Source organism: Streptomyces sp. NRRL S-646 (assembly GCF_000720765.1).
Taxonomy (GTDB): domain Bacteria; phylum Actinomycetota; class Actinomycetes; order Streptomycetales; family Streptomycetaceae; genus Streptomyces.
Genome location: NZ_JODC01000035.1, coordinates 13,791 through 36,227, shown reverse-complemented (window position 1 = coordinate 36,227; position 22,437 = coordinate 13,791). Strand labels below are relative to the sequence as shown.

20 protein-coding genes are annotated in these 22,437 nt (G+C 69.2%); 8 read left to right on the top strand and 12 right to left on the bottom strand.

All coding sequences use genetic code 11. The annotated features are described in order from the left end of the window. Positions 1-33: 33 nt before the first annotated feature. Positions 34-1,041 (top strand): trypsin-like serine peptidase, encoded by a 1,008-nt coding sequence (locus IH68_RS0146455; RefSeq protein WP_030949229.1) that lies wholly within the window; start codon positions 34-36, stop codon positions 1,039-1,041. A gap of 12 nt (positions 1,042-1,053) precedes the next feature. Here IH68_RS0146455 and IH68_RS0146450 read toward each other — a convergent pair whose 3' ends face one another. Then, the gene (locus tag IH68_RS0146450; RefSeq protein ID WP_030949227.1) at positions 1,054-1,683 is read right to left on the bottom strand and encodes a TetR/AcrR family transcriptional regulator; all 630 of its coding nucleotides are present in this window, start codon (positions 1,681-1,683) and stop codon (positions 1,054-1,056) included. A gap of 259 nt (positions 1,684-1,942) precedes the next feature. Between IH68_RS0146450 and IH68_RS0146445 the strand changes: the two genes are divergently transcribed. From IH68_RS0146445 to IH68_RS0146430, 4 genes are all read left to right on the top strand, one after another. Further along, positions 1,943-2,923 (top strand): tetratricopeptide repeat protein, encoded by a 981-nt coding sequence (locus IH68_RS0146445; RefSeq protein ID WP_030949224.1) that lies wholly within the window; start codon positions 1,943-1,945, stop codon positions 2,921-2,923. Between the two features lie 646 nt (positions 2,924-3,569). Then, positions 3,570-4,202, top strand: coding sequence for a DUF6230 family protein (locus IH68_RS0146440; RefSeq protein ID WP_030949221.1), 633 nt, complete (start codon positions 3,570-3,572; stop codon positions 4,200-4,202). 131 nt (positions 4,203-4,333) lie between these two features. Continuing rightward, positions 4,334-4,891, top strand: a complete 558-nt coding sequence (locus tag IH68_RS0146435; protein ID WP_030949218.1) for a DUF6114 domain-containing protein — start codon at positions 4,334-4,336, stop codon at positions 4,889-4,891. Further along, positions 4,881-6,218 carry a hypothetical protein gene (locus IH68_RS0146430; protein WP_030949215.1) on the top strand — a complete coding sequence of 446 codons (1,338 nt, stop codon included), beginning with the start codon at positions 4,881-4,883 and terminating at the stop codon, positions 6,216-6,218. Before IH68_RS0146435 ends, IH68_RS0146430 begins: the two co-directional genes overlap by 11 nt. 246 nt (positions 6,219-6,464) lie before the next feature. Here IH68_RS0146430 and pyk read toward each other — a convergent pair whose 3' ends face one another. From pyk to pta, 3 genes are all read right to left on the bottom strand, one after another. After that, entirely contained in the window at positions 6,465-7,892 is a 1,428-nt protein-coding gene (pyk, locus tag IH68_RS0146420) for a pyruvate kinase (RefSeq protein WP_030949213.1), read from the bottom strand. Between the two features lie 140 nt (positions 7,893-8,032). Then, positions 8,033-9,238, bottom strand: coding sequence for an acetate kinase (locus tag IH68_RS0146415; RefSeq protein ID WP_030949211.1), 1,206 nt, complete (start codon positions 9,236-9,238; stop codon positions 8,033-8,035). Beyond that, positions 9,235-11,325, bottom strand: a complete 2,091-nt coding sequence (gene pta / locus IH68_RS0146410; protein ID WP_030949209.1) for a phosphate acetyltransferase — start codon at positions 11,323-11,325, stop codon at positions 9,235-9,237. Before pta ends, IH68_RS0146415 begins: the two co-directional genes overlap by 4 nt. Positions 11,326-11,576: 251 nt before the next feature. On the opposite strand from pta, the gene IH68_RS0146405 reads away from it, so the two are divergent. Continuing rightward, positions 11,577-12,602: an ATP-dependent 6-phosphofructokinase gene (locus IH68_RS0146405; RefSeq protein WP_030949205.1), complete on the top strand. Its 1,026-nt coding sequence runs from the start codon at positions 11,577-11,579 to the stop codon at positions 12,600-12,602. Between the two features lie 13 nt (positions 12,603-12,615). Here IH68_RS0146405 and IH68_RS0146400 read toward each other — a convergent pair whose 3' ends face one another. Next, the gene (locus tag IH68_RS0146400; RefSeq protein ID WP_107057659.1) at positions 12,616-13,338 is read right to left on the bottom strand and encodes a helix-turn-helix domain-containing protein; all 723 of its coding nucleotides are present in this window, start codon (positions 13,336-13,338) and stop codon (positions 12,616-12,618) included. A gap of 187 nt (positions 13,339-13,525) precedes the next feature. On the opposite strand from IH68_RS0146400, the gene IH68_RS0146395 reads away from it, so the two are divergent. Continuing rightward, a complete protein-coding gene (locus IH68_RS0146395; RefSeq protein WP_030949194.1) occupies positions 13,526-13,966 on the top strand; it encodes a PPOX class F420-dependent oxidoreductase in 441 nt (146 codons plus the stop codon). An 18-nt stretch (positions 13,967-13,984) separates the two neighbouring features. Here IH68_RS0146395 and IH68_RS0146390 read toward each other — a convergent pair whose 3' ends face one another. From IH68_RS0146390 to IH68_RS0146365, 7 genes are all read right to left on the bottom strand, one after another. Then, positions 13,985-14,824: a carbohydrate ABC transporter permease gene (locus tag IH68_RS0146390; protein ID WP_030949193.1), complete on the bottom strand. Its 840-nt coding sequence runs from the start codon at positions 14,822-14,824 to the stop codon at positions 13,985-13,987. An 8-nt stretch (positions 14,825-14,832) separates the two neighbouring features. Then, positions 14,833-15,783, bottom strand: coding sequence for a carbohydrate ABC transporter permease (locus IH68_RS0146385; protein WP_030949191.1), 951 nt, complete (start codon positions 15,781-15,783; stop codon positions 14,833-14,835). Positions 15,784-15,799: 16 nt separating this feature from the next. Beyond that, entirely contained in the window at positions 15,800-17,182 is a 1,383-nt protein-coding gene (locus IH68_RS0146380) for an extracellular solute-binding protein (protein WP_030949190.1), read from the bottom strand. Positions 17,183-17,320: 138 nt separating this feature from the next. Continuing rightward, complete coding sequence (locus IH68_RS58835) at positions 17,321-17,560, bottom strand: tetratricopeptide repeat protein (protein ID WP_324607704.1); 240 nt, start codon at positions 17,558-17,560, stop codon at positions 17,321-17,323. A gap of 369 nt (positions 17,561-17,929) precedes the next feature. After that, the gene (locus IH68_RS0146370; RefSeq protein ID WP_030949188.1) at positions 17,930-18,631 is read right to left on the bottom strand and encodes a response regulator; all 702 of its coding nucleotides are present in this window, start codon (positions 18,629-18,631) and stop codon (positions 17,930-17,932) included. Next, positions 18,628-18,852, bottom strand: coding sequence for a hypothetical protein (locus IH68_RS56840; protein ID WP_159403857.1), 225 nt, complete (start codon positions 18,850-18,852; stop codon positions 18,628-18,630). Before IH68_RS56840 ends, IH68_RS0146370 begins: the two co-directional genes overlap by 4 nt. Next, the gene (locus tag IH68_RS0146365) at positions 18,849-20,516 is read right to left on the bottom strand and encodes a sensor histidine kinase (protein WP_030949185.1); all 1,668 of its coding nucleotides are present in this window, start codon (positions 20,514-20,516) and stop codon (positions 18,849-18,851) included. Before IH68_RS0146365 ends, IH68_RS56840 begins: the two co-directional genes overlap by 4 nt. Positions 20,517-20,734: 218 nt before the next feature. Here IH68_RS0146365 and IH68_RS0146360 point away from each other — a divergent pair, with 218 nt between their 5' ends. Next, positions 20,735-22,117 (top strand): cation:dicarboxylate symporter family transporter, encoded by a 1,383-nt coding sequence (locus IH68_RS0146360; protein ID WP_030949182.1) that lies wholly within the window; start codon positions 20,735-20,737, stop codon positions 22,115-22,117. Positions 22,118-22,437 lie beyond the last annotated feature (320 nt).

Sequence of the window (22,437 nt, the reverse complement as noted above, 5' to 3'; positions counted from 1 at the left end):
TGTCGACTCTGCCGATCCCCAGGGGAACTGACGGTGCGTAGGCTTTTCAGACCCAGGGCCTGCCGGGCCGCCGTGGCGATCGCGGTGGCCCTGCTGCCGTGCGCCGCGCTCGCCCCGGTCGCGGCCGCCCATGGTGGTCCGCCTCCGGTGAACCCGCTCGCCGCGCGGCTCGACGCCTACTGGAGCGCGGCGCGGCTCACGGCCGCACGGCCCGTCGACACCGGTCTGGAGGCGGACTCCGCCCCCTCCAGCCTGGAGACGGACTCGGTCTCCTCCACCTCCTCCTCCGCGGTGGACGGCCCCCGGCCGGGCGAGTACATCCCGCCCAGCCACAGCTTCGACGGCATGTCCCAGGCCGGGACCTTCTTCTGGACCGACGTCAGCGGCACCGGTCGCACCTGCAGTGGCTCCGTGGTGCGCAGCCCAGGGCGCGACCTGGTGCTGAGCGCGGGCCACTGTCTGCGCGGCTACTCCGGCGCCTCCCCGCGCCGCAACCTGGCCTTCGTGCCGCGGTACCACGACGGAAAGAAGCCGTACGGGGTCTTCCCGGTGCGCGCGAACGGCGTCTACGTCCCGCAGGAGTACTACGACCGGGGGGAGCACGCGGGCGCCGAGTACGACTACGGCTTCGCCGTCACCGAGCCCAACCAGAACGGGACGCCGCTGGAGGTCGCGACCGGCGGGGTACAGCTGCTCACCGACACCGGGTACCACCATGCCGCCGTGCGGATGATCGGCTACCCGGGAGGAGCCGAGAAGCCGCTGGAGTGCTGGAGCCGCACCACCCGCTGGGACAGCGACGACCCCGCCGAGCCGGGCAGCTACCCGCGTATCGCCTGTGACGCGTTCGTGGACGGCACCAGCGGCGGACCGATGCTGGTCCCGTGGCCGGGCGGCTGGGCGGTGATCGGGGTCATCGGCGGCTACCACACCGGCGGTTACACCCCCCAGATCTCCTACAGCGCCTACTTCGGCAAGAACGTCCGGGCCCTGTACGGCGACGCGGTCACCGGCGCCCCGCCGGCGAGCCCGGCGTCGTAGCGGCGAAGGCCGTTACGGCTGCCGGGCCTCTGCGCCGAGGCCGCCGAGGAGCAGTGCGGTGAAGTCGCGTACCCACTCCTCGTCGGCGGCACGGCCGCTCACCAGGGTGCGGTGGACCACGGCGCCCGCGACCACGTCGAAGATGAGGTCGACCGTGCGGACGGTTTCCTCGGGGTCGGTCTCGGGGGGCAGTTCGCCTCGGGTCTGGGCGCGGGCGCGGCCCTCCAGGACCAGTCTCTTCTGGCGCTCCACGATCGAGGAGCGGATGCGCTCGCGCAGGGCGTCGTCGCGGGTCGACTCCGCGACCACCGCCATCAGGCCGCTCGCCGCCTCCGGTCGGGCCAGGATCGCCGCGAACTGCAGGACCACGCCCTCGATGTCGGCGGCCAGACTGCCGCGGTCGGGGAGGACCAGTTCGTCGAAGAGTTCGGCCACCGCGTCGACGACGAGTTCGTTCTTGCCGGACCAGCGGCGGTAGAGCGTGGTTTTTGCAACCCCCGCCCGCATCGCGACGTCTCCCAGGGTGAGCTTCGACCAGCCCAGCTCCACCAGGGCCTCCCGGGTGGCCGCGAGGATCGCGGCGTCCGCCTCGGCGCTGCGCGGGCGTCCTGAGGTGCGGGTGGCGGGAGTGCGGCTCTGCATCCCACGACCATAACCGGCAGTTCCTGTGAGGCCGTGAGGGAGATCACCAGGGGGTTGTTCTCCGGAGGCACCCAGTGCCATTACGCTACGACTCGTAGCGAAAGCTCGTGAGTGACTCCATGGGCGACGACCACTGGCGTGGGGTGGGGACCCGGCGTCGAACAGAACGCAACAGGACCGGCTTTCTCAACGCACGGGGTCCGGGGGTTTCCCCCGGGGTATGCAGCACTCATGCGCGGGAACGGGGGAGGATAGACGCATGCAGCCACGGAACATGTCCATGAGCGGAGTCGTCGACCTCGCCGCGGTGAAGGCGGCCCAGGAGGCCAAGACGAAGGCGGAGCAGGCGCGCGCCGAAGCGGCCCGGCAGGGCGGCGCCCCGGGAGCCGTCTCCCCGGCCGATCTCGTCATCGACGTCGACGAGGCCGGGTTCGAGCGCGAGGTCCTGCAGCGGTCCACCGAGGTGCCCGTCGTCATCGACTTCTGGGCCGAGTGGTGCGAGCCCTGCAAGCAGCTGAGCCCCGTACTGGAGCGGCTCGCCGTCGAGTACAGCGGGCGCTTCCTCCTCGCCAGGATCGACGTCGACGCCAACCAGATGCTGATGCAGCAGTTCGGGGTCCAGGGGATCCCGGCCGTCTTCGCCGTGGTGGCGGGGCAGGCGCTGCCGCTCTTCCAGGGGGCCGCCGGCGAACAGCAGATCCGGCAGACCCTCGACCAGCTCGTGCAGGTGGCCGAGCAGCGCTTCGGCCTGACCGGCCTGACCGTTGACCCAGACGCCGAGCCGGGCGGCGGCCAGGCCGTGGCCGAGGCTCAGCCTGCCGGACCGTACGACGCGCTGCTCGAGGCGGCCGTACGGGCCCTGGACTCGGGGGACTTCGGCGGTGCTGTGCAGGCGTACAAGAACGTGCTGAGCGAGGACCCGGGCAACCCGGAGGCCAAACTGGGCCTCGCCCAGGCCGAGTTGCTGCAGCGCGTGGGCGGCCTCGACCCGCAGCAGGTGCGCAAGGACGCCGCAGAGAAGCCGGCCGACCCCGAGGCCCAGATCGCCGCGGCCGATCTGGATCTGGTCGGCGGTCATGTGGAGGACGCCTTCGGGCGGCTCATCGACACCGTCCAGCGCACGGCGGGTGACGACCGGGACACGGTACGTCTGCGACTGCTGGAGCTCTTTGAGGTCGTTGGGGCGGATGATCCGAGGGTGGCGGCGGCCCGCAGGGCCCTCGCGCGGGCCCTGTTCTGAGCGGGGCGGCGGCCCGGTTCTGACCAGTCGCTAAACACCAGGGCATGTGATGCCCGAGTGAAAGATTTGCCGAAGGAACGTCAGTGCGGCCGCGCTTTACCAAATCTTGGTAAACGCGGCCGCTGTTACTGGGAGTAAGTTCCGGGCGTTGATCTGTCGGTTTCTGTCCAACGATCAATAGTTTTGTCCGGGCCCTTGGCTGCACCCTCCGTCGCCACCCGAGACCTGTGGGTCGTCCTTCGGTTATCCGGCCGTTACTACCCAGTAACGAAGCCCCTTGTGCGGGCGGCGAGAATGCACCACGATCGGCGACGCTCGGTCCTTTCCCGTACCCCGACAGCCGGTTGGGTCGCGGGAGTTCCTGGGTCCCCACCGAGCAGAGCCTGCGCCACTGGCGCCGGCTCTTGGGCAGGGGGGTCTTCGCCGCTCGGCGAAGCCTGTCCAGCAAGGTTGTGCGTGATGTGTGTCAGGCGCGACCAGTGGTTGTCGCTCGGGGGTGATCGCCGGTGATCGGTGCGCGGTTCTGCGCCTCCGAGTGCGGGCGCTCTCCTTCCCGAGGACGTAGCACTTCTCCCATCCCTGCCCGGCTGAGCCGCCGACAGGCAGCAGTCAGGGCCAGGAGATGTACGTCCGAGAAGGAGGAAATATGGAGTCCCAGGTGCGTGGCGGGACCAGATGGAAGCGGTTCGCTGTGGTCATGGTGCCCAGCGTCGCCGCTACGGCCGCGATAGGTGTCGCCCTCGCGCAGGGCGCTCTCGCCGCGTCGTTCAGCGTGTCCGGCCAGCAGTTCAAGGTTTCGGCCGACCAGCTCGAAGGTGACGGCTTCTCGCAGTACGGGGCCATCGACTCGGGGTACACCCTCGACGGTAAGAAGACGGTCCACCCGGTCGCGGTCTCGGCGTTCAAGTCCGCGACCATCAAGGGCCTGTGCCAGTCGGTCGTGACCCCGAACATCCCGGTGCTGGGCAGCGTGAGCCTGATCCTGCACGCGGGTGGCGGCGAGAAGCCGGTCGAGGCCGACAACCTGTACATCGACCTCGATGACCTGAACGCCGACGCGACGTTCACGAACATCGACATCGGTGTGGCCGCCGGAAGCGCCAGCAAGGGCCCCGGCATCAAGAGCGGTGACACCGCGAACCCGAACGGTTTCGCACAGCAGGCCGAGCACGCCTCGCTGACCGGTGTGAAGCAGACGGCGTGGGCCACCACCGCCGGAACCTTCAAGCTCAGCGGGTTGAAGATGTCCGTTTCGACGGGCACTCACGAGTGCTACTAGGCACTTTGTGACGGGCGGGGGAGCCGATGGCGCCCCCGCCCGTCCACCTTCCACCACATTCTTCACACGTACTGCAACTCACCACCACAGCACCATCACCACAGCAAAGCCGCACCAGGGAGCTGTTTTCCATGAGCGCCGAGACTCCTGCCGTACCCGCCGGCCAGTTCAGTCGCCGGAGGGTGCAGTTCCGCGCCTGGCGGGGCACGCGGCCGTTCTGGGCCGGCCTGTTCGTCATGCTTGCCGGACTCCCCATCGCCTACTTCCCGTACGCCCACCTGCAGGTGGGACATCTGACGCTGGCGATGGCCACCACGGCGGGGGCCGGGTCCCTGATCATCGGCGTGCTGCTGATCGTCCTGGGCTTCAGCCTCTGGTTCCAGAAGCACGTGCGTACCTTCGCGGGCGTGGCGGCGATCCTGCTGGGGCTGGTGTCCATTCCCGTGTCCAACCTCGGCGGCTTCCTGATGGGCTTCCTGCTCGCCCTGGTCGGCGGGGCGATGGCCGTGGCCTGGTCGCCGGGCGAGCCGCCGGCCGAGGCGGCGCGGGAGGACGTGCCGGGAGCGGGCGGCGCCCCTCAGGCGATTGACACGGACACCACGATCCTCAAGCCCGTGGTGGGCGAGCCGAACGATCTGTCAGGAACGAGCCCGGCGAACGGGGCGAACGGGAGGCACAGTGCCGGCTGACGAGGTGACCCACGGGACTGATGTGGACGAGTCCCGTGTGAGAACCGGGCCGCGCCATGCGGCCCCCAGGAAGCCGCTGTTCACCAGGTTCCACATGCCGGCGGGCAAGGCGATAGCCACAGTGGCGATGCCCACGGCCGTCCTGATGGGAATGGGGTTCACGTCGTCGCTCGCGCTCGCCGCCGGCAGCGGCACGCCGTCGCCGTCGTCGAAGAGCCTGACCGCGGACGAGTACAAGGACTGTGTGACCGCGCTGGACGGTTCCTCGGCCTCGCCGTCGCCGTCCGCCTCGGCGAGCTCCGGTGACACGGCCGACAAGGCGACGCCCTCGCCCACGTCCTCCGCCGGCACGTCCAAGGACTCCTCGGACTCGGGCAAGACCTCTTCGTCGGATTCAGGTTCCGGCGACAAGGCCACGCCCACGCCCACGCCGTCCGCCTCGGACGGTTCGAGCAAGGACACATCGAGCAGCGACACCGCCACGCCGAGCCCCTCGGCGTCCGCGAGCAGCGGCGGCGGTCTGCTGGGTGACCTGGGCGATGCGATCACCGGCATCTTCACCGGCGGCAAGGACAGCTCCACGTCGAGCGCGAGCCCGACGCCCACGCCGTCCGCCTCGGCGAGCACGAGCAAGGACTCTGCGTCCTCGGGGTCTTCGGGCACGAGCGCCTCGGACACCCTCAAGGACACGACCAAGAAGGTCACCGACACGGTGGACAACACCGTGAAGGACACGACCGACAAGGCGACCAAGACGGTCGAGGAGGCCACCAAGGCGGCCCAGAAGGCGGCCGATTCGGCCACCTCTGCCAGCCCCTCGCCGAGCTCGTCCACGGACGCGTCGAACTGCCCGGCCGCCACGGACGACACGGGCGGCGTGGACAACAAGGTGCCGGTGGCGGACGACCCCTGGTACCTGAACGCCAGCTCGCTGACGCTGAAGGGTGCCGACTACCAGGGCATCGTCAAGGTGAGGACGGCCAACGGCACCATCAAGAGGGTGCTGAAGTACGTCATCTCCGGCGGCACCGACATCGGCGACCTGCACCAGACGGTCAAGGACCACGACATCAACAAGACGTACCACGTGCAGGCCGGGCGGGGTACGACGTCCAAGATCACTGGTGGCCCGACGACGATGTACACGGAGTCCATCTCCGGGAATCTGCTCGGTCTGATCCCGCTCACGTTCACCCCGGACAGCCCGCCTCCGCTGAACCTCCCGGAGATCTACTTCACCAACGTGAAGGTCGTCCAGGCCGCTCAGTTCGGCGGCACCCTGCACGTGCCCGGTATGCACGTCTACACGACCGACGGAACCGGCTGAGCGCCGTCACAGACCCGTTCGGGAGCCGCAGAAAGACTGAGGGCGCCCCCTGTGCGCAGGGGGCGCCCTCAGTGCCGTAGAACCGCCTTGACGGGCCGGTCAGTCGTCCTCGCCGTCCTCGTCGTGGTCGAAGGGCGGCAGGACGGACACCGCGGCACGGGGCACGTGCCCGGCATTCACAGGCCTGAGGGCGCCCCCTGTCGCAGGGAGCGCCCTCGGCGCCGTAGAACTGCCTTTACAGGACGGTCAGTTGGCGCCGCCGGCGATGTGGTGGACGCGGAGCATGTTGGTGGTGCCGGGGACGCCGGGGGGCGAGCCGGCGGTGATGATGACGATCTCGCCCGGGTTGAATCGGTTGATCTTGGCGATCTCCTGGTCGACCATGTCGACCATCTCGTCCGTGGTGTTCACGAAGGGCACCACGTGCGACTCCACGCCCCAGCTGAGGGTGAGCTGGTTGCGGGTGTTCTCGTCGGTGGTGAAGGCGATGATCGGCTGCTGGGCGCGGTAGCGCGACAGCCGGCGGGCCGTGTCACCGGACTGCGTGAAGGCCACCAGGCCCCGGCCGCCCAGGAAGTCCGCGATCTCGCACGCGGCACGCGCGACCGAACCACCCTGCGTACGCGGCTTCTTGCCCGGCACCAGCGGCTGCAGGCCCTTGCTCATCAGCTCCTGCTCGGCCGCGGCGACGATCTTCGACATCGTCTTCACGGTCTCGACCGGGTAGGCGCCCACGCTGGACTCCGCGGACAGCATGACCGCGTCCGCGCCATCCAGGATCGCGTTGGCGACGTCGGACGCCTCGGCGCGCGTGGGACGGGAGTTGGTGATCATCGACTCCATCATCTGAGTCGCCACGATCACCGGCTTGGCGTTGCGGCGGCACAGCTCGATGAGGCGCTTCTGCACCATGGGGACCTTCTCGAGCGGGTACTCGACGGCCAGGTCACCACGCGCGACCATGACGGCGTCGAACGCCATCACGACGGCCTCCATGTTGTCCACCGCCTGCGGCTTCTCCACCTTGGCGATGACGGGGACCCGGCGGCCCTCCTCGTCCATCACCCGGTGGACGTCGTCCACGTCCTTGGCGTCGCGGACGAAGGACAGCGCGACCATGTCGCAGCCCATGCGGAGGGCGAAGCGGAGGTCCTCGATGTCCTTCTCGCTCAGCGCCGGGACGTTCACGGCCGCGCCGGGCAGGTTGATGCCCTTGTGGTCGGAGACGACACCGCCCTCGATGACGATCGTCCTGACCCGGGGGCCCTCGACGTCCAGGACCTTCAGCTCGACGTTGCCGTCGTTGATCAGGATCTGGTCGCCGCGGTCCACGTCACCGGGCAGGCCCTTGTAGGTCGTACCGCAGATGGACTTGTCGCCCGGGACGTCCTCGATGGTGATGACGAACTCGTCACCGCGCTCGAGCTCGACCGGGCCTTCGGCGAAGGTCTCCAGACGGATCTTCGGACCCTGCAGGTCGGCGAGGACACCGATGGCACGGCCGGTCTCCTTGGAGGCGGCCCGGACGCGGTCGTACCGCCCCTGGTGCTCGGCGTGGGTGCCGTGGCTGAAGTTGAACCTGGCCACGTTCATTCCGGCCTCGATCATCGAGACCAGCATTTCGTGGGAGTCGACCGCGGGGCCGAGAGTACAGACGATTTTCGAACGGCGCATGGGGCGATCCTATCGGTTTGTTTCGCCGCGGAATATTCCGTCTGGCGGAAGATACAAATGGGCGGGTCCGCGCTCAGGCGTGTTACTGCGGTGTATTCCTTGGAGTTCTTCAGCCGGCCATGCGGCGGGGCCGCATTTCGTTACTGCCCGACCAGTGCGTAGGTCTGTGTGGCGATCTCCAGTTCCTCGTCGGTCGGCACCACGGCGACCGCCACGCGCGCCTGCGCCGGCGAGATCAGTCGCGGTTCGTCACTGCGTACGGCGTTCAGCTCCCTGTCCACCGCCAGGCCCAGCTCCTGAAGGCCCGCAACGGCAGCCTCCCGCACCGGACTCGCGTTCTCCCCGACTCCCGCCGTGAAGGCGACCGCGTCCACCCGGCCGAGTACGGCGTAATAGGCGCCGATGTACTTCTTCAGGCGGTGAATGTAGATGTCGAAGGCGAGCTGTGCCTCTTCGTCACCTTCGTCGACCCGGCGGCGGATCTCCCGCATGTCGTTGTCACCGCACAGCCCGATCAACCCGCTCTTCTTGTTGAGAAGAGTGTCGATCTCGTCCGTGGACATTTCGCCAACACGCATCAAATGGAAGATGACGGCCGGATCCATGTCCCCGGATCGCGTACCCATCACGAGCCCCTCCAAAGGCGTCAGCCCCATGGAGGTGTCCACGCACTTCCCGCCCCGTACGGCAGACGCGGACGCGCCGTTGCCGAGGTGCAGCACGATGACGTTGACCTCCTCTGGGGCCTTCCCGAGCAGCTCGGCGGTGGTCCGGGAGACGTACGCGTGCGACGTCCCGTGGAAGCCGTACCGCCGGATCCGGTGCTCGTCGGCCGTCTTCACGTCGATCGCGTAGCGGGCGGCGGACTCCGGCATCGTCGTGTGGAACGCGGTGTCGAAGACGGCGACCTGCGGCAGGTCGGGCCGCAGCGCCTGCGCGGTACGGATGCCGGTCAGGTTGGCCGGGTTGTGCAGGGGCGCCACCGGTATCAGCCGCTCGATCTCGGCTAGCACGGCGTCGTCGATCACGGTCGGCTCGGTGAAGGACTTCCCGCCGTGCACGACCCGGTGCCCGATCGCGGCGAGCTCGGGGGAGTCCAGCCCCAGCCCGTCCTTCGCCAGCTCCTCCGCGACGGCCTTCAGCGCGGCCTCGTGGTCGGCGATCTGCCCGCTCCACTCCCGGGACACGCCGCCGCTCGCGAGGGGTGTGTGCTTCAGCCGTGAGGTCTCCTCGCCGATCCGCTCGACGAGGCCCACGGCGAGCCGGCTGCTGTCCCGCATGTCGAGCAGCTGGTACTTCACCGACGAGGAGCCGGAGTTGAGGACGAGGACACGGGTCGGGCTCACTGTGCGGACGCCTTCTCGTTCGGGAGCTGGGCCTGTATGGCGGTGATGGCGACGGTGTTGACGATGTCCGAGACAAGAGCGCCCCGGGACAGGTCGTTGACGGGCTTGCGCAGACCCTGCAGCACCGGTCCGACGGCGATCGCGCCGGCCGAACGCTGCACGGCCTTGTAGGTGTTGTTACCTGTATTGAGGTCAGGGAAGATCAGAACCGTTGCCTGCCCGGCGACTTCGGAGTCCGGCAGCTTGGTCGCCGCGACCGTCGGCTCCACCGCGGCGTCGTACTGGATCGGCCCCTCGATCTTCAGGTCGGGGCGCCTCTCCCGGACCAGCTCGGTCGCCTCCCGTACCTTGTCGACGTCGGCGCCCGAGCCGGATGTACCCGTCGAGTACGACAGCATCGCGATCCGCGGCTCCACGCCGAACTGCTCGGCGGTGGCGGCCGACTGGATGGCGATGTCGGCCAGCTGCTCGGCGTTCGGGTCCGGGTTCACGGCGCAGTCGCCGTAGACGAGGACCTTGTCGGCGAGGCACATGAAGAAGACGGACGAGACGATGTCGGCATCCGGCTTCGTCTTGATGATCTCGAAGGCCGGGCGGATGGTCGCGGCCGTGGAGTGCACCGATCCCGACACCATGCCGTCGGCGAGCCCCTCCTGGACCATCAGCGTGCCGAAGTAGTTGACGTCCGAGACGACGTCGTACGCCAGTTCCACGGTGACGCCCTTGTGGGCGCGGAACTGTGCGTACTTCTCGGCGAAGGAGTCGCGCAGCTCGCTGGTGGCGGGGTCGATGAGCCGGCACTCGCCGAGGTCGATGCCGAGGTCGGCGGCCTTCTTGCGGATCTGCTCGACCGGGCCGAGCAGGGTGAGGTCGCAGACCCCACGGCGCAGCAGCACCTCGGCGGCGTGCAGGACGCGCTCCTCGGTGCCCTCCGGCAGGACGACCCGGCGCTTGTCGGAGCGGGCCTGTTCGAGGAGCTTGTGCTCGAACATCATCGGCGTGAGGCGGTCGCTGCTGGGCGCGGAGACCCGCTTGTTGAGGTCGCCGGTGTCGACGTACCGCTCGAAGAGTCCGAGCGCGGTCTCGGCCTTCCTGGGCGTCGCCGCGTTCAACTTCCCCTCCAGGGCGAAGAGTTCCGCGGCGGTCGGGAAGCTGTTGCCGGCGACCGAGAGCACCGGGGTGCCCGGGGCGAGGCGGGCTGCGAGGGTGAGGATCTCGTCGCTCGGCACCTCGTTCAGGGTGAGCAGCACGCCGGCTATCGGCGGGGTGCCGGCGCTGTGCGCGGCCAGCGAGCCGACGACCAGGTCGGCGCGGTCGCCGGGAGTCACCACCAGGCAGCCCGGGGTCAGGGCGGGCAGGAAGTTCGGCAGCATCGCACCGCCGAAGACGAAGTCCAGGGCGTCGCGGGCCAGCCCCGAGTCGTCGCCGAGGACGACCTTGGCGCCGAGCGTCTGGCCGATCTGGGAGACGGTGGGGGCGGCGAGGGCGGGCTCGTCCGGGACGACGTAGCACGGCACGGGGAGACGGGAGCCGAGCTTCTGCGCGATCTCCTCCCGGTCGTCGCGCGCGACCCGGTTGGTCACCATGGCGAGTACGTCGCAGCCCAGGCTCTCGTACGCGCGGTAGGCGTTGCGCGTCTCGGCGCGCACGGACTCCGCGGCCTGCCCCCGGCCGCCCACGACCGGGATCACGGACGCGCCGAACTCGTTCGCCAGCCGGGCGTTGAAGGAGAGCTCGTCCGGCAGTTGGGTGTCGGCGAAGTCCGTGCCGAGGACGAGGACGACCTCGTACTCGCGCGCGACCACGAGGAACCGTTCGACGAGGGTGGACACCAGCTCGTCCGTCCCCTGTTCCGCCTGCAGGGCGGAGGCCTCGTGGTAGTCCATGCCGTAGACCGTGGCCGGGTCCTGGGAGAGCCGGTAGCGGGCGCGGAGCAGCTCGAACAGGCGGTCGGGCTGGTGGTGGACGAGCGGCCGGAACACCCCCACCCGGTCGACCTGCCGGGTCAGGAGCTCCATGACCCCCAGCTCGACGACCTGACGGCCGTCACCTCGGTCGATCCCGGTCACGTACACGCTGCGCGTCACGCGTGCTCTCCGTTTCCTTACGCCGGTACAAAAATCGCCCACCGAGGTGAGCAGAACCCTCTTGACAATACCCCTGACGCTGGATAAGGCGCCCGTCAGGATCGGGGGCGGGACGGACGTCCCGATAGGGCCAATCGGGTCATAGGGGATGTAAGGGATATCGTCCTGTCGGGCATGAAACAATCGGACCGGCTCACCGGAACCACCGGGCTGGCTCACCGGTAACGACAGCGAGCAGGAGACACAGCACGATGCGCATCGGAGTTCTCACCGCAGGCGGCGACTGCCCCGGCCTGAACGCCGTGATCAGGTCGGTCGTGCACCGAGCGGTCGCCCAGTACGACGACGAGGTCATCGGCTTCGAGGACGGCTACGCCGGTCTGCTCGACGGCCGCTACCGCTCCCTCGACCTCGACGACGTCGGCGGCATCCTGGCCCGCGGCGGCACGATCCTTGGCTCGTCCCGGCTGGAGCGCGACCGCTTGCGGGAGGCCTGCGAGAGCGCGGTCGACATCGCCCGTGACTTCGGCATCGACGCGCTGATCCCGATCGGCGGCGAGGGCACGCTGACCGCGGCCCGGATGCTCAGCGACGCGGGCCTGCCGGTGGTCGGCGTCCCGAAGACGATCGACAACGACATCTCGTCCACGGACCGGACCTTCGGTTTCGACACCGCGGTCGGGGTCGCCACGGAGGCGATGGACCGTCTGAAGACGACGGCCGAGTCGCACCAGCGCGTGATGGTCGTCGAGGTCATGGGCCGGCACGCGGGCTGGATCGCCCTCGAATCCGGCATGGCCGCCGGCGCGCACGGCATCTGCCTCCCCGAGCGCCCCTTCGACCCGGCCGACCTCGTCAAGATGGTCGAGGAGCGCTTCTCCCGCGGCAAGAAGTTCGCGGTCGTGTGCGTGGCGGAGGGCGCCCACCCTGCCGAGGGCACCATGGACTACGGCAAGGGCGATATCGACCAGTTCGGCCACGAGCGCTTCCAGGGCATCGGTACGGCCCTGGCGTACGAGCTGGAGCGGCGCCTCGGCAAGGAGGCCAAGCCGGTCATCCTCGGCCATGTGCAGCGCGGCGGCGTGCCCACCGCCTACGACCGCGTCCTCGCCACCCGCTTCGGCTGGCACGCGGTGGAGGCGGCGCACCGGGGTGAGTTCGGCCGGATGACGGCTCTGCGCGGCACGGACATCGTGATGGTGCCGCTGGCGGAGGCGGTGACCGAGCTGAAGACGGTCCCGAAGGACCGGATGGACGAGGCGGAGTCGGTGTTCTAGGGGCTACGGGGTTTCACCCGCTGTTGTCCTGGACGGCCGCCCAGAAGTGGTCGACGATCCGGTCCAGGAACTCGCGGCCGGCGGCACTCGAGTCGCTGGCCGCGTTTCCGTCGCCCCAGCTCAGCGAGGCGACCATCTGCCCCTGGTAGTCCTGGTGCAGCGTCTGGAGGGCGTCCTCCAGGAGGCGCCGGTCCAGGGGCACGGTTTTGGCCACCGGGCGGACGTACGCCCCCCAGCGCGTGGTCACCGCACTGCGCAGCAGCTCGGCCAGCTTCGGCTCGCGTCCCGTGACGGTGACGAAGTCCGGGAGCGAGAGGTCGAGCACCTCGGCGAGGGTGGCCGACTGGCGCTCGTTGCCGCGCCAGGCGTTGTGCTCCTCCATGTGCATATAGGCGAGGAACTCCAGGCCGACGGTGCGGGCGACGTCCTCCGGGGCGAGGCCGCGTGCGATGCGGTGCTCGCGCAGGGTGCGGGGCGGGCCGGTGATCTCACCGGGGGAACACCACAGGACGCCTGCGAGCGCGGAGAGTTCCGGGCTGGAAGGGGCGACGGAACCGCGCTCCCAGGCGAGGACGAGATCCGGGGAGACATACGGCAGCCCGTACGAGACACGCAGGCCGTAGGCGACATGTTCGGGGCCCATGTTGAGGGCCGCGCGGAGCCGGCGGGCGGCGAGGGCGTTGAAGGGCGGGGCGGGCTGGTTCGAGCGGGCTGGACGTTGGTGCACGGGCCACAACGTAGGCGGGTCGTGACGCGGTGACTACAGTCTGTTCGGCCAGGATCACGGATTGTAGGAACGTACGGATTCGGCCACGCGTGCGGCTCGTACGGGGTGGCCGAAGATCGTCTGTCGGCGGGGCGGGCGCGCTGGCGAGGATGGCGCGAAGCCGTCCGGGCGGGCGGCGGGGAAGGCCGGTGACTTTGTGAACGTCAAGCTCGAGGGGCATATTCGCGAGCGTCTGCTGGCGCCGAACTTCTGGCACCTCGCCACAGTGGGCGCGGACGGGATGCCGCACGTCTCGCCCATGTGGGCGGACATCGAAGACGAGTACGCCATGGTCAATACGTCGATCGGCCGCGTGAAGATCGACAACCTGCGGCTCAATCCGAACGTCTCCCTGTCCCACCATGATGCCGAGAACCCGTACGACCGGGCCGAGATCCGGGGGCGGGTCGTGCGCTTCGTGGAGGGCGAGGAGGCGGAGCGGGGCATGGACCGGCTGGCGCGGAAGTACATCGGCGAGGACCGGTATCCGTGGCTGCTGCCCGGGGAGCGGCGGGTGATGTTGTTGATCGAGCCGGTGCGGGTGCGGAGGGTTGTGGGGGTGGAGCCGTTTCGGGCGGGGGTGCTGCCGGAGGCGTGAGCGGGTTCCTGGTCAGGTTCACCCCTTGACCGCCCCGCCCAGCGCGAACCCGCCGCCCAGCCGCCGGGCGATCAGCACGTACAGCAGGATCACCGGCGTCGAATAGACGATCGAGAACGCCGCCAGCTGCCCGTACGCCACCATTCCCCGGTTGCCGAAGAACTCGTTGATGCTCACCGAGGCCGGCATCTGGTCGGGGGTCAGGAGCAGCATGAAGGGGACGAAGAAGTTCCCCCACATGATCACGAACGAGAACACCGTCACCACCGCCACTCCCGGGCCCATCAGCGGCAGCACGATCCGTACCAGCGACTGCATCGAGGACGCCCCGTCGGTCCACGCCGCCTCCTCCAGCTCCTTCGGCACTCCGTCCATGAAGTTCTTCATCAGCCAGATGGCGAAGGGGAGTTGGGAGGCGGCGAAGAAGAGGATCGTGCCCTGCATGGTGTCGATCAGGTCCACCTGAACGAACAGCGCGTACACCGGCACCATGATCGCCGTGATCGGCAGGCTCGTCGCGAAGAGGATGGTGAGGAGGAACGGGCGGTTCAGCCGCGACCGGAAACGGGACAGCGGGTACGCCGCCAGGGCCGCGCACACCACCGTCAGCAGCGTCGCGCCGCCGCACAGGATGAGACTGTTGAGCAGCGGTGTGAAGGTGATGTCCGAGGTCAGGATCGCGTCGAAGTTGGACCAGGTGACGCCGTCGGGGGCCTTCACCTTCAAGTTCGCATGCGGGTCCACCGATGACAGCAGCACCCAGGCGAGCGGCAGCGCGAATGCAGCGGCGACGACCAACAGGCCTGCGTCGGCGGCCAGTCGGCGGCTGCGGCGGCGGGAGGCGAGTGTGAGAGCCATGATGAGGGTCAGACCTCCGTCCGCAGCAGGCGCAGATACACGAGGGAGAACAGCGAGCCGACCAGGAGCAGCAGCAGGGCGACGGCGGTGCCGTAGCCGATCATGCTGTTCTGGAAGGCCTGCTCGTACATGAAGAGGGGGAGGGTCTGGCTCTTGTTTCCCGGGCCGCCCCTGGTCATCACCCAGATCAGGCCGAAGACGGACAGGGTCTGGAGGGTGTTCAGCATCAGGTTCGTGCCCATGGAGCGGCGGATCATCGGAAGGGTGATGTGCCACATGCGCCGCCAGCCGCCCGCGCCGTCGACCTCGGCGGCCTCAGTGATCTCCTTCGGGATCTCCCCGAGCGCCGCCGAGTAGACCAGCATCGAGAAGGCCGTGCCCCGCCAGACGTTCGCGAAGGACACCGCCAGGATCGGGAGGGTGAACAGCCAGTTTTGGGACGGGAGATGGAGCCAGTCCAGGATGGCGTTCAGGGTGCCCTCGCGGCGGAAGAAGGCGTAGAGGAGGAAGCCGGCGACGACCTCCGGCAGGACCCACGCCGTGACAACGATGCCGCCCGTCAGTGTGCGGACGGGCTTCGACGCACGCTGCATGAGCGCTGCAAGCGCGAGGCCGATGGTGTTCTGGCCGAGCAGCGACGACACGACCGTGAACACCAGCGTCAGCCATACCGCGTTGAGGAACTCCTCGTCCTTGAAGGCCTTGCGGAAGTTCGCGAGGCCGACGAAGGACGAGTGGGCCTGGCCGGTGAGCTGGAGATCGGTGAAGGCGATGTAGGCGCAGTAGGCGATCGGACCGGCGAGGAAGAGGAGCAGGAGGACGACCGCGGGGGAGAGGGGAAGGAGGCGGGCGAGGGCGCGAGGGAGCGTCCGGCGGGGCCGGCGCTCTGGCGAAGTGGGCGGACACGAAGGCGACTTGGCCGCCTTCGCGTCCGCCGCGTGCGGGGTCGCGGCGGTCATGCCTGGTCTCCGCCGCTCACTTCTTGACGACCTGGTTGTCCGTGGCGTCCTTGAGCGCGTCGTCGTAGCCGCTCGCCGCCTTGTCGACGGACATGTCGCCCGTCGTGACGCCCTCCATGGCCTCCTGGATGGCGGTGGAGACCTTCGGGTACGCCGGGTAGGCGGGCCGGTAGTGGGTGCTCGCGACCAGGTCCGTGAAGAACTTGATGCCGGGCTGGGCGCTTGTGTACGACGGGTCGCGCGCGACGTCGTTGCGCACCGAGATACCGGAGTTGGTGATGTACCACTTCTCCGCGTTCGCCTTCGTCTGCATCGTCCTGATGAAGTCGAAGGCGAGGTCGGGGTTGCCGGCCTTGGACGGGATCGCCCAGGTCCAGCCGCCGGACATGCTCACTTTGCCGGGGGCCTGGCCGCGCTGGGTCGGCATGTACGCCAGCCCCAACTCGCTGGACCACTGCGGCCATTCGTGGCCGCTGCCCTTCAGCCAGGCCTGCGGCAGCCACGAGCCGTCGAGGGCGATGCCCAGCTTGCCCTTCGGCAGCAGGTCGCCGGCCACGATGGTCTGGATGTTGGGATCGAGGGCGTCGGAGACGTCCGGGCCGAGCTTCTCCTTGTAGACCGTCTCGACGAACCGGAGCGCGTCCTTGAACCCCTGGCTCCCGGCGACCCACTTCTTGGCCGACTTGTCGTAGAGGGGGTCGGTGGTCCCGTCGCCGGTGCCGTAGAGCAGCATTTCGAAGGTCTGCATGGTGGAGGCCTCACCGGCGGGTTTGCCGGTGTAGACGTTGAGCGGGGTGACTCCCGGGACCTTCTTCTTGATCGTGCGGGCCGCCGCGAGGACGTCGTCCCAGGTCTTCGGCTGCCAGTTCGCCGGCAGACCGGCCTTCTTGAAGATGCCCTTGTCGAACCAGAGCCCGCGGGTGTCGGTGCCGTCCGGGACGCCGTACGTCTTCCCGTCCTCGGCCTTGGCCGCGGTCTTCGCCGTACCGATGAACTGCTTCCAGTCCGGCCACTTGCCGAGGTACGGGTCCAGCGGCTTCAAGTACCCGCTGGTGATGTCCGAGTTGATGAGGAACGTGTCCTCGTAGACCAGGTCAGGGGCGGTCTTGGGGGAGCGGAGCATCTGCTGGAGCTTGGTGTAGTACTCCGAGTCCGGGGCCTTGATCGGGACGAGTTCGACCTTCTTGCCGGGGTACTTCTTCTCGAACTGCTTCTTGATGTCGGCTAGGAAGCCGTCCATCACCTTGATGGAGTTGTCCGTCGACTGCTTGAACGAGACCTTGAGGGTGTTCGGGCTGCTGCCGGAGCCGTTGCCGCAGGCTGTGAGGGTGGTTGCGGCGAGGGCGGTGGTGAGGAGGACGGGGAGGAGGGGGAAGGCGGCGGTGGGGCGCACGGGCATGACCTCCTGCGGGCTCAACGTCGTTGTCGGCCGAGATGGTTGCCCGGTGAAGGTAGGAGGAGTGGTCTAGTCAGGTCAATGAGTGTGCGGCGAATTGGCAGTTGGCCGGCTGCGGCGATGTGGGGTGAGGGGGCGCAGTCAGTCCTGTAGCCGGGCGGCGCGAGTGCGGGCGTCGGCCGGACGGTGGACGGCGATGTGGGCGTGCGCCAGGCCGGAAAGGCTCAGGCCCTCGTGGTAGAAATCCTCGAACTCCCTGAAGACAGCAAGGGACTTGCCATACGCCTCGACAGCCTCCTGCCCCCGACCCGCCGCTCGCAGGGCGTTACCGAGGTTGTGCCACGCTGCGCCTTCGGCGTGGCGGTCTCCCGCAGCCTGCAGCAGGTCGCGGGCGCGGGCGGGGACGGTGGACGCCAGGCGGTGGAGACGCCGGCGCGGGCGGTGGGACTGGACGCCGGGGTGTCCGCCGCGGAAATCGCCGCGGCGGCGATGGATCCCGTACGGCAGGATGCCCTAGGGGAGTGGTGCGAGGCCGTGGCTGCCCTGCTCGCTGCCGATCCGCAGGGCGTTGCCGGTGCGGTCGCGCGGGTCATGGAGCGGCATGCGCCGGGCAGCGGGACGTCCTGGTACGACGGTGACCACGCCGACTTCAGGGGCGGGGTCTTCCTGCGTGAGGTGGTCGGCGTACAGGTGGTGATCCAGCAGGGCGGGGCAACTGCCCTACTTGGAGGACGTCACCCCCGAGCGTCCCTAACGTCCTCTCTCCCCCTCCCCCCGCACCCACCGGTACTGCAACTCCGGCCGCCCCACCGTCCCGTACTGCGGAGCCCGTGCCGCCCGCCCCGCGTCCACCAGATGCTCCAGATACCGCCGAGCGGTGATCCGCGAGATCCCGACCGCCTCCGCCAGCCCCGCCGCGGTCAGTCCCTCCCCGCAGTCCCGCAGCGCCACGGTCACGCGCTCCAGCGTCGGCGCACTCAGCCCCTTGGGCAGCGCCGCCGGTGAAGGTGCTCGCAGGGAGGCCAGCGCCCGGTCCACCTCGTCCTGCCCGCTCGCCTCGCCCACCGCCGCATGGAACTCGGCGTACCGCACCAGCCGGTCCCGCAGGGTCGCGAAGGTGAAGGGCTTCAGCACGTACTGCACGACCCCCAGCGACACCCCCTCCCGCACCACGGTCAGATCCCGTGCCGACGTCACCGCGATCACGTCCGCGTGGTGACCGGCCGCCCGCAGCGAGCGGGCGAGCTGCAGCCCGTGTACATCCGGCAGATGCAGGTCCAGCAACAGCAGGTCCACCGGTGTGCGGTCCAGCAGGCGGCGGGCTTCCGCGCCGGTGTGGGCCTTGCCGACGGCCACGAAGCCGGGGACCCGGCCGACGTACATGACGTGAGCGTCGGCGGCCACCGGGTCGTCCTCGACGACCAGGACGCGGATGGGCTGCTGGGTCGTCATGCGTCACCTCTCGTGGCGGCATGCCCGGTCGCTCCGGTGGGCCGGGCGGCTGCGTCGGGAGGTAGCCGTGCTCCGAACGTGGCGCCGCGTTCCTGCCTTTCCGCGGCAGGCCGTGTGCGCTGGTCGCGTCGGAGGGCGGTGTCCGGCGCCCGGCCGGTGTGCGGGTCCGGCGCCACGGGGGCGTCCACGACCAGGACGCGGATGGGCTGCTGGGTCGTCATGCGTCACCTCTCACCGTGGCGCGCCCGGACGCTTCGGCCGGAGAGGCGCCCGTGTCCAGAGGCAGCCGTACCTCGAACACCGCGCCGCCCGCGCCGCCCGCCCCACCCTCTGCACCTTCCGCCACCGTCAACGTGCCCTCCTGCCGGGTGACCGCCTGCCGTACCAGCGCCAGCCCGAGGCCGCGCCCGCCCGGGCCGGCCGGCTTCGTCGAGAACCCCCGTTGGAATACCAGCTCGGCATGGGCGGGATCCACCCCCGTGCCGGTGTCCGCGACCCGCATCACCAGCTCCGTGCCCTCCGCGTACGCCGTCACCGTCACCCGAGCGCTGATGCTGCCCTGCGCCGCGTCCACCGCGTTGTCGATCAGGTTGCCGAGGATCGTCACCAGGTCGCGGGCCGGGAGGCTCGGCGGGAGCAGCCCGTCGTCGAGGCGGCTGTCCTCCGACACCACCAGCTCCACGCCCCGCTCGTTGGCCTGGGCCGTCTTGCCCAGCAGCAGTGCTGCCAGCACCGGTTCGCTCACCGCAGCCACCACCTGGTCGGTGAGCGCCTGGGCCAGTTCCAGTTCGGCCGTCGCGAAGTCCACGGCCTCCTCCGCCCGGCCGAGCTCGATCAGGGAGACCACGGTGTGCAGGCGGTTGGCCGCCTCGTGCGCCTGCGAGCGCAGCGCCTGGGTGAAGCCCCGCTCGGAGTCCAACTCGCCCATCAGGGACTGGAGTTCGGTGACATCGCGGAGGGTCACCACGGTGCCTCGGCGCTCGCCGCCCGACACCGGGGAGGTGTTGACCACCAGGACGCGGTCCGCGGTGAGATGCACCTCGTCCACCCGGGGCTCCGATGCGAGCAGCGCCCCCGTCAGTGGCGCGGGCAGGCCGAGTTCCGCGACCGACTTCCCCACCACGCCCTCCTCGGACGGCACCCCCAGCAGTTCCTGACCCCCGTCGTTGATCAGCGCCACTCGGAACTGCCCGTCCAGCATCAGCAGTCCCTCCCGCACCGCGTGCAACGCGGCCTCGTGATAGTCGTGCATCCGGCTGAGCTCGGCCGCGTTCATGCCGTGGGTGTGGCGGCGCAGGCGGGCGTTGACGACGTAGGTGCCGATCGCGCCGAGGGCGAGGGCACCGGCCGCGACGCCGAGCAGGGCCGTCACCTGGTCCTGCACCCGCTGACTGATCGCCTCCACCCTGATGCCGGCGCTCACCAGGCCGATGACCCGGTTGCCTTTCCACACCGGCGTGACCGTGCGCCAGGACGCGCCGAGCGTGCCGGTGTGCCTCTCGGTGAAGGTGTCGCCGTGCTGGGCGGGACCGATGTGGCCGAGGAAGCGCTTGCCGATCTGCGACCGGACCGGGTGGGTCCAGCGGATCCCCTCCGGGCTCATGATCGTGATGAAGTCGACCCCGGTGTGCTTCTGGACCTGCAGGGTGTACGGCTCCAGCCGGGCCGTCGGATCCGCCGTGCCGATCGCCTCCCGCACCGAAGGGGAGTCCGCGACCGAGCGGGCCACCGCCGTGGCCTGGCGGCGCGCGGCGTCCTCGGCCTGGTGCTGGTCGCTGACGTACGTGAACAGCGCATAACCGGCGACAACGACCGCTATCAGCACGGCCTGCATGGCGAAGAGCTGGCCGGCCAGGCTGCGGGGGCGCGGTACGGGGATGCGCATGTCGTCAGTGTGCCTCGCGGGTTAAGCATGAACTAAATGAACGGAAGGGTGACCGCCCTCACAGGGGCAGGGGATAGTCACCGCATCGAGGAGGTAGCGGAAGCGGGACGTACGGTTCCAGCCACCGCCTCCCGTGCAGAGAACCGCACCCCCATCCCCATCCCCCGGACGTGAGCCGCACGCCGGTGATGCCGACGAAGACGTCAAGGAGGGCAGCCGTGGCCGCCAGCACCCCCGATACGGCACCTGCCGCACCCGCTGGGAAGCGGGACCGCACCCACTATCTCTACATCGCCGTCATCGCAGCGGTGGCCCTCGGTATCGCCGTGGGTCTGATCTGGCCGAGCGTGGGCGTCGAGCTCAAGCCGCTCGGTACGGGCTTTGTGAACCTGATCAAGATGATGATCTCCCCGATCATCTTCTGCACGATCGTGATCGGCATCGGTTCCGTACGGAAGGCCGCCAAGGTCGGCGCCGTCGGCGGTATCGCGCTCGGCTACTTCGTGGCGATGTCACTGGTCGCCCTGACCATCGGCCTGGTCGTCGGCAACATCCTGCACCCGGGCGACGGGCTGCACATCACCGACGCGATCAAGGCGACCGGGCACGACCAGGTGGACAGTGAGGCGCTGCCGCCGGTCGACTTCGTGCTGTCGATCATCCCGACGACCTTCATCTCGGCCTTCACCCAGCAGCAGGTGCTGCAGACCCTGCTGGTCGCCCTGCTCACCGGTTTCGCCCTGCAGGCCATGGGCTCGGCCGGGCAGCCGATCCTGCGCGGTGTGGAGCACCTCCAGAAGCTCGTCTTCCGCATCCTCGGCATGGTGATGTGGGCCGCCCCCGTCGGTGCCTTCGGTGCCATCGCCGCCGTCACCGGGTCCGCCGGCGTCGACGCGCTGAAGAAGCTGGCCATCCTGATGCTCGGCTTCTACGTCACCTGCTTCCTCTTCGTCTTCATCGTGCTCGGTGCGCTGCTGCGGATCGTCGCCGGACTCAACATCTTCACGTTCTTCAAGTACCTGGGCCGTGAGTTCCTGCTGATCCTGTCGACCTCCTCCTCCGAGTCCGCGCTGCCACGGCTGATCGCGAAGATGGAGCACCTCGGTGTCAGCAAGTCGGTCGTCGGCATCACCGTCCCGACCGGCTACTCCTTCAACCTCGACGGCACCATGATCTACATGACCATGGCCTCGCTGTTCATCGCCGACGCCATGGGTACGCCGATGGCGGTCGGCGAGCAGATCCCGCTGCTGCTCTTCCTGCTGCTGGCCTCCAAGGGCGCGGCGGGCGTCAGCGGTGCCGGCCTCGCGACCCTGGCCGGCGGTCTGCAGTCGCACAAGCCCGCCCTGGTGGACGGCGTCGGCCTGATCGTCGGCATCGACCGCTTCATGAGCGAGGCGCGCGCCCTGACGAACTTCGCGGGCAACTCCGTGGCCACGGTCCTGATCGGCACCTGGACCAAGGAGATCGACAAGGACCGCGTGGGCCGGGTCCTCGCCGGTGAGCTGCCCTTCGACGAGACGACCCTCCTGGACAAGGAGGAGCAGCCGCTCGCCGAGGTGCCGGAGCAGGGCGGCGAGAAGAAACTCGCCAAGGCCTGACCTGCGCCTCCCCCCCCCAGCCGGGACGGGTCCGGGCCTGAACCCCGGACCCGTTTCCTTGACTCCGGGCGGCTGAGATGCTCCCCCGTCGCTCAGCCGCCCGGTCGGCACCTGGCCGCCGGCGATCGTCCAGTGCGACCACAGGCGTACGGCAACTGCCGTACGCCTGACGGCATTACCGGAACTTTACGTTCCGTTACTCAACCCGGTTGATCTTCCGCGCCTCTTCACGGGCAGGGCAGCAACCGCTTCCGGCCCCGCCGTGAAGGCGACGGCCGAGGTCCGCACCGAGACCGGGTGCGGGCGCCCATCGAGCACGG

Bases quoted from the DNA above. Each gene is read 5' to 3' on its own strand.
- IH68_RS0146450 (WP_030949227.1), bottom strand. From the start codon at position 1,683: ATGCAGAGCCGCACTCCCGCCACCCGCACCTCAGGACGCCCGCGCAGC.
- IH68_RS0146445 (WP_030949224.1), top strand. From the start codon at position 1,943: ATGCAGCCACGGAACATGTCCATGAGCGGAGTCGTCGACCTCGCCGCG.
- IH68_RS0146440 (WP_030949221.1), top strand. From the start codon at position 3,570: ATGGAGTCCCAGGTGCGTGGCGGGACCAGATGGAAGCGGTTCGCTGTG.
- IH68_RS0146435 (WP_030949218.1), top strand. From the start codon at position 4,334: ATGAGCGCCGAGACTCCTGCCGTACCCGCCGGCCAGTTCAGTCGCCGG.
- pyk (WP_030949213.1), bottom strand. From the start codon at position 7,892: ATGCGCCGTTCGAAAATCGTCTGTACTCTCGGCCCCGCGGTCGACTCC.
- IH68_RS0146405 (WP_030949205.1), top strand. From the start codon at position 11,577: ATGCGCATCGGAGTTCTCACCGCAGGCGGCGACTGCCCCGGCCTGAAC.
- IH68_RS0146390 (WP_030949193.1), bottom strand. From the start codon at position 14,824: ATGGCTCTCACACTCGCCTCCCGCCGCCGCAGCCGCCGACTGGCCGCC.
- IH68_RS0146385 (WP_030949191.1), bottom strand. From the start codon at position 15,783: ATGACCGCCGCGACCCCGCACGCGGCGGACGCGAAGGCGGCCAAGTCG.
- IH68_RS0146380 (WP_030949190.1), bottom strand. From the start codon at position 17,182: ATGCCCGTGCGCCCCACCGCCGCCTTCCCCCTCCTCCCCGTCCTCCTC.
- IH68_RS0146370 (WP_030949188.1), bottom strand. From the start codon at position 18,631: ATGACGACCCAGCAGCCCATCCGCGTCCTGGTCGTCGAGGACGACCCG.
- IH68_RS56840 (WP_159403857.1), bottom strand. From the start codon at position 18,852: ATGACGACCCAGCAGCCCATCCGCGTCCTGGTCGTGGACGCCCCCGTG.
- IH68_RS0146365 (WP_030949185.1), bottom strand. From the start codon at position 20,516: ATGCGCATCCCCGTACCGCGCCCCCGCAGCCTGGCCGGCCAGCTCTTC.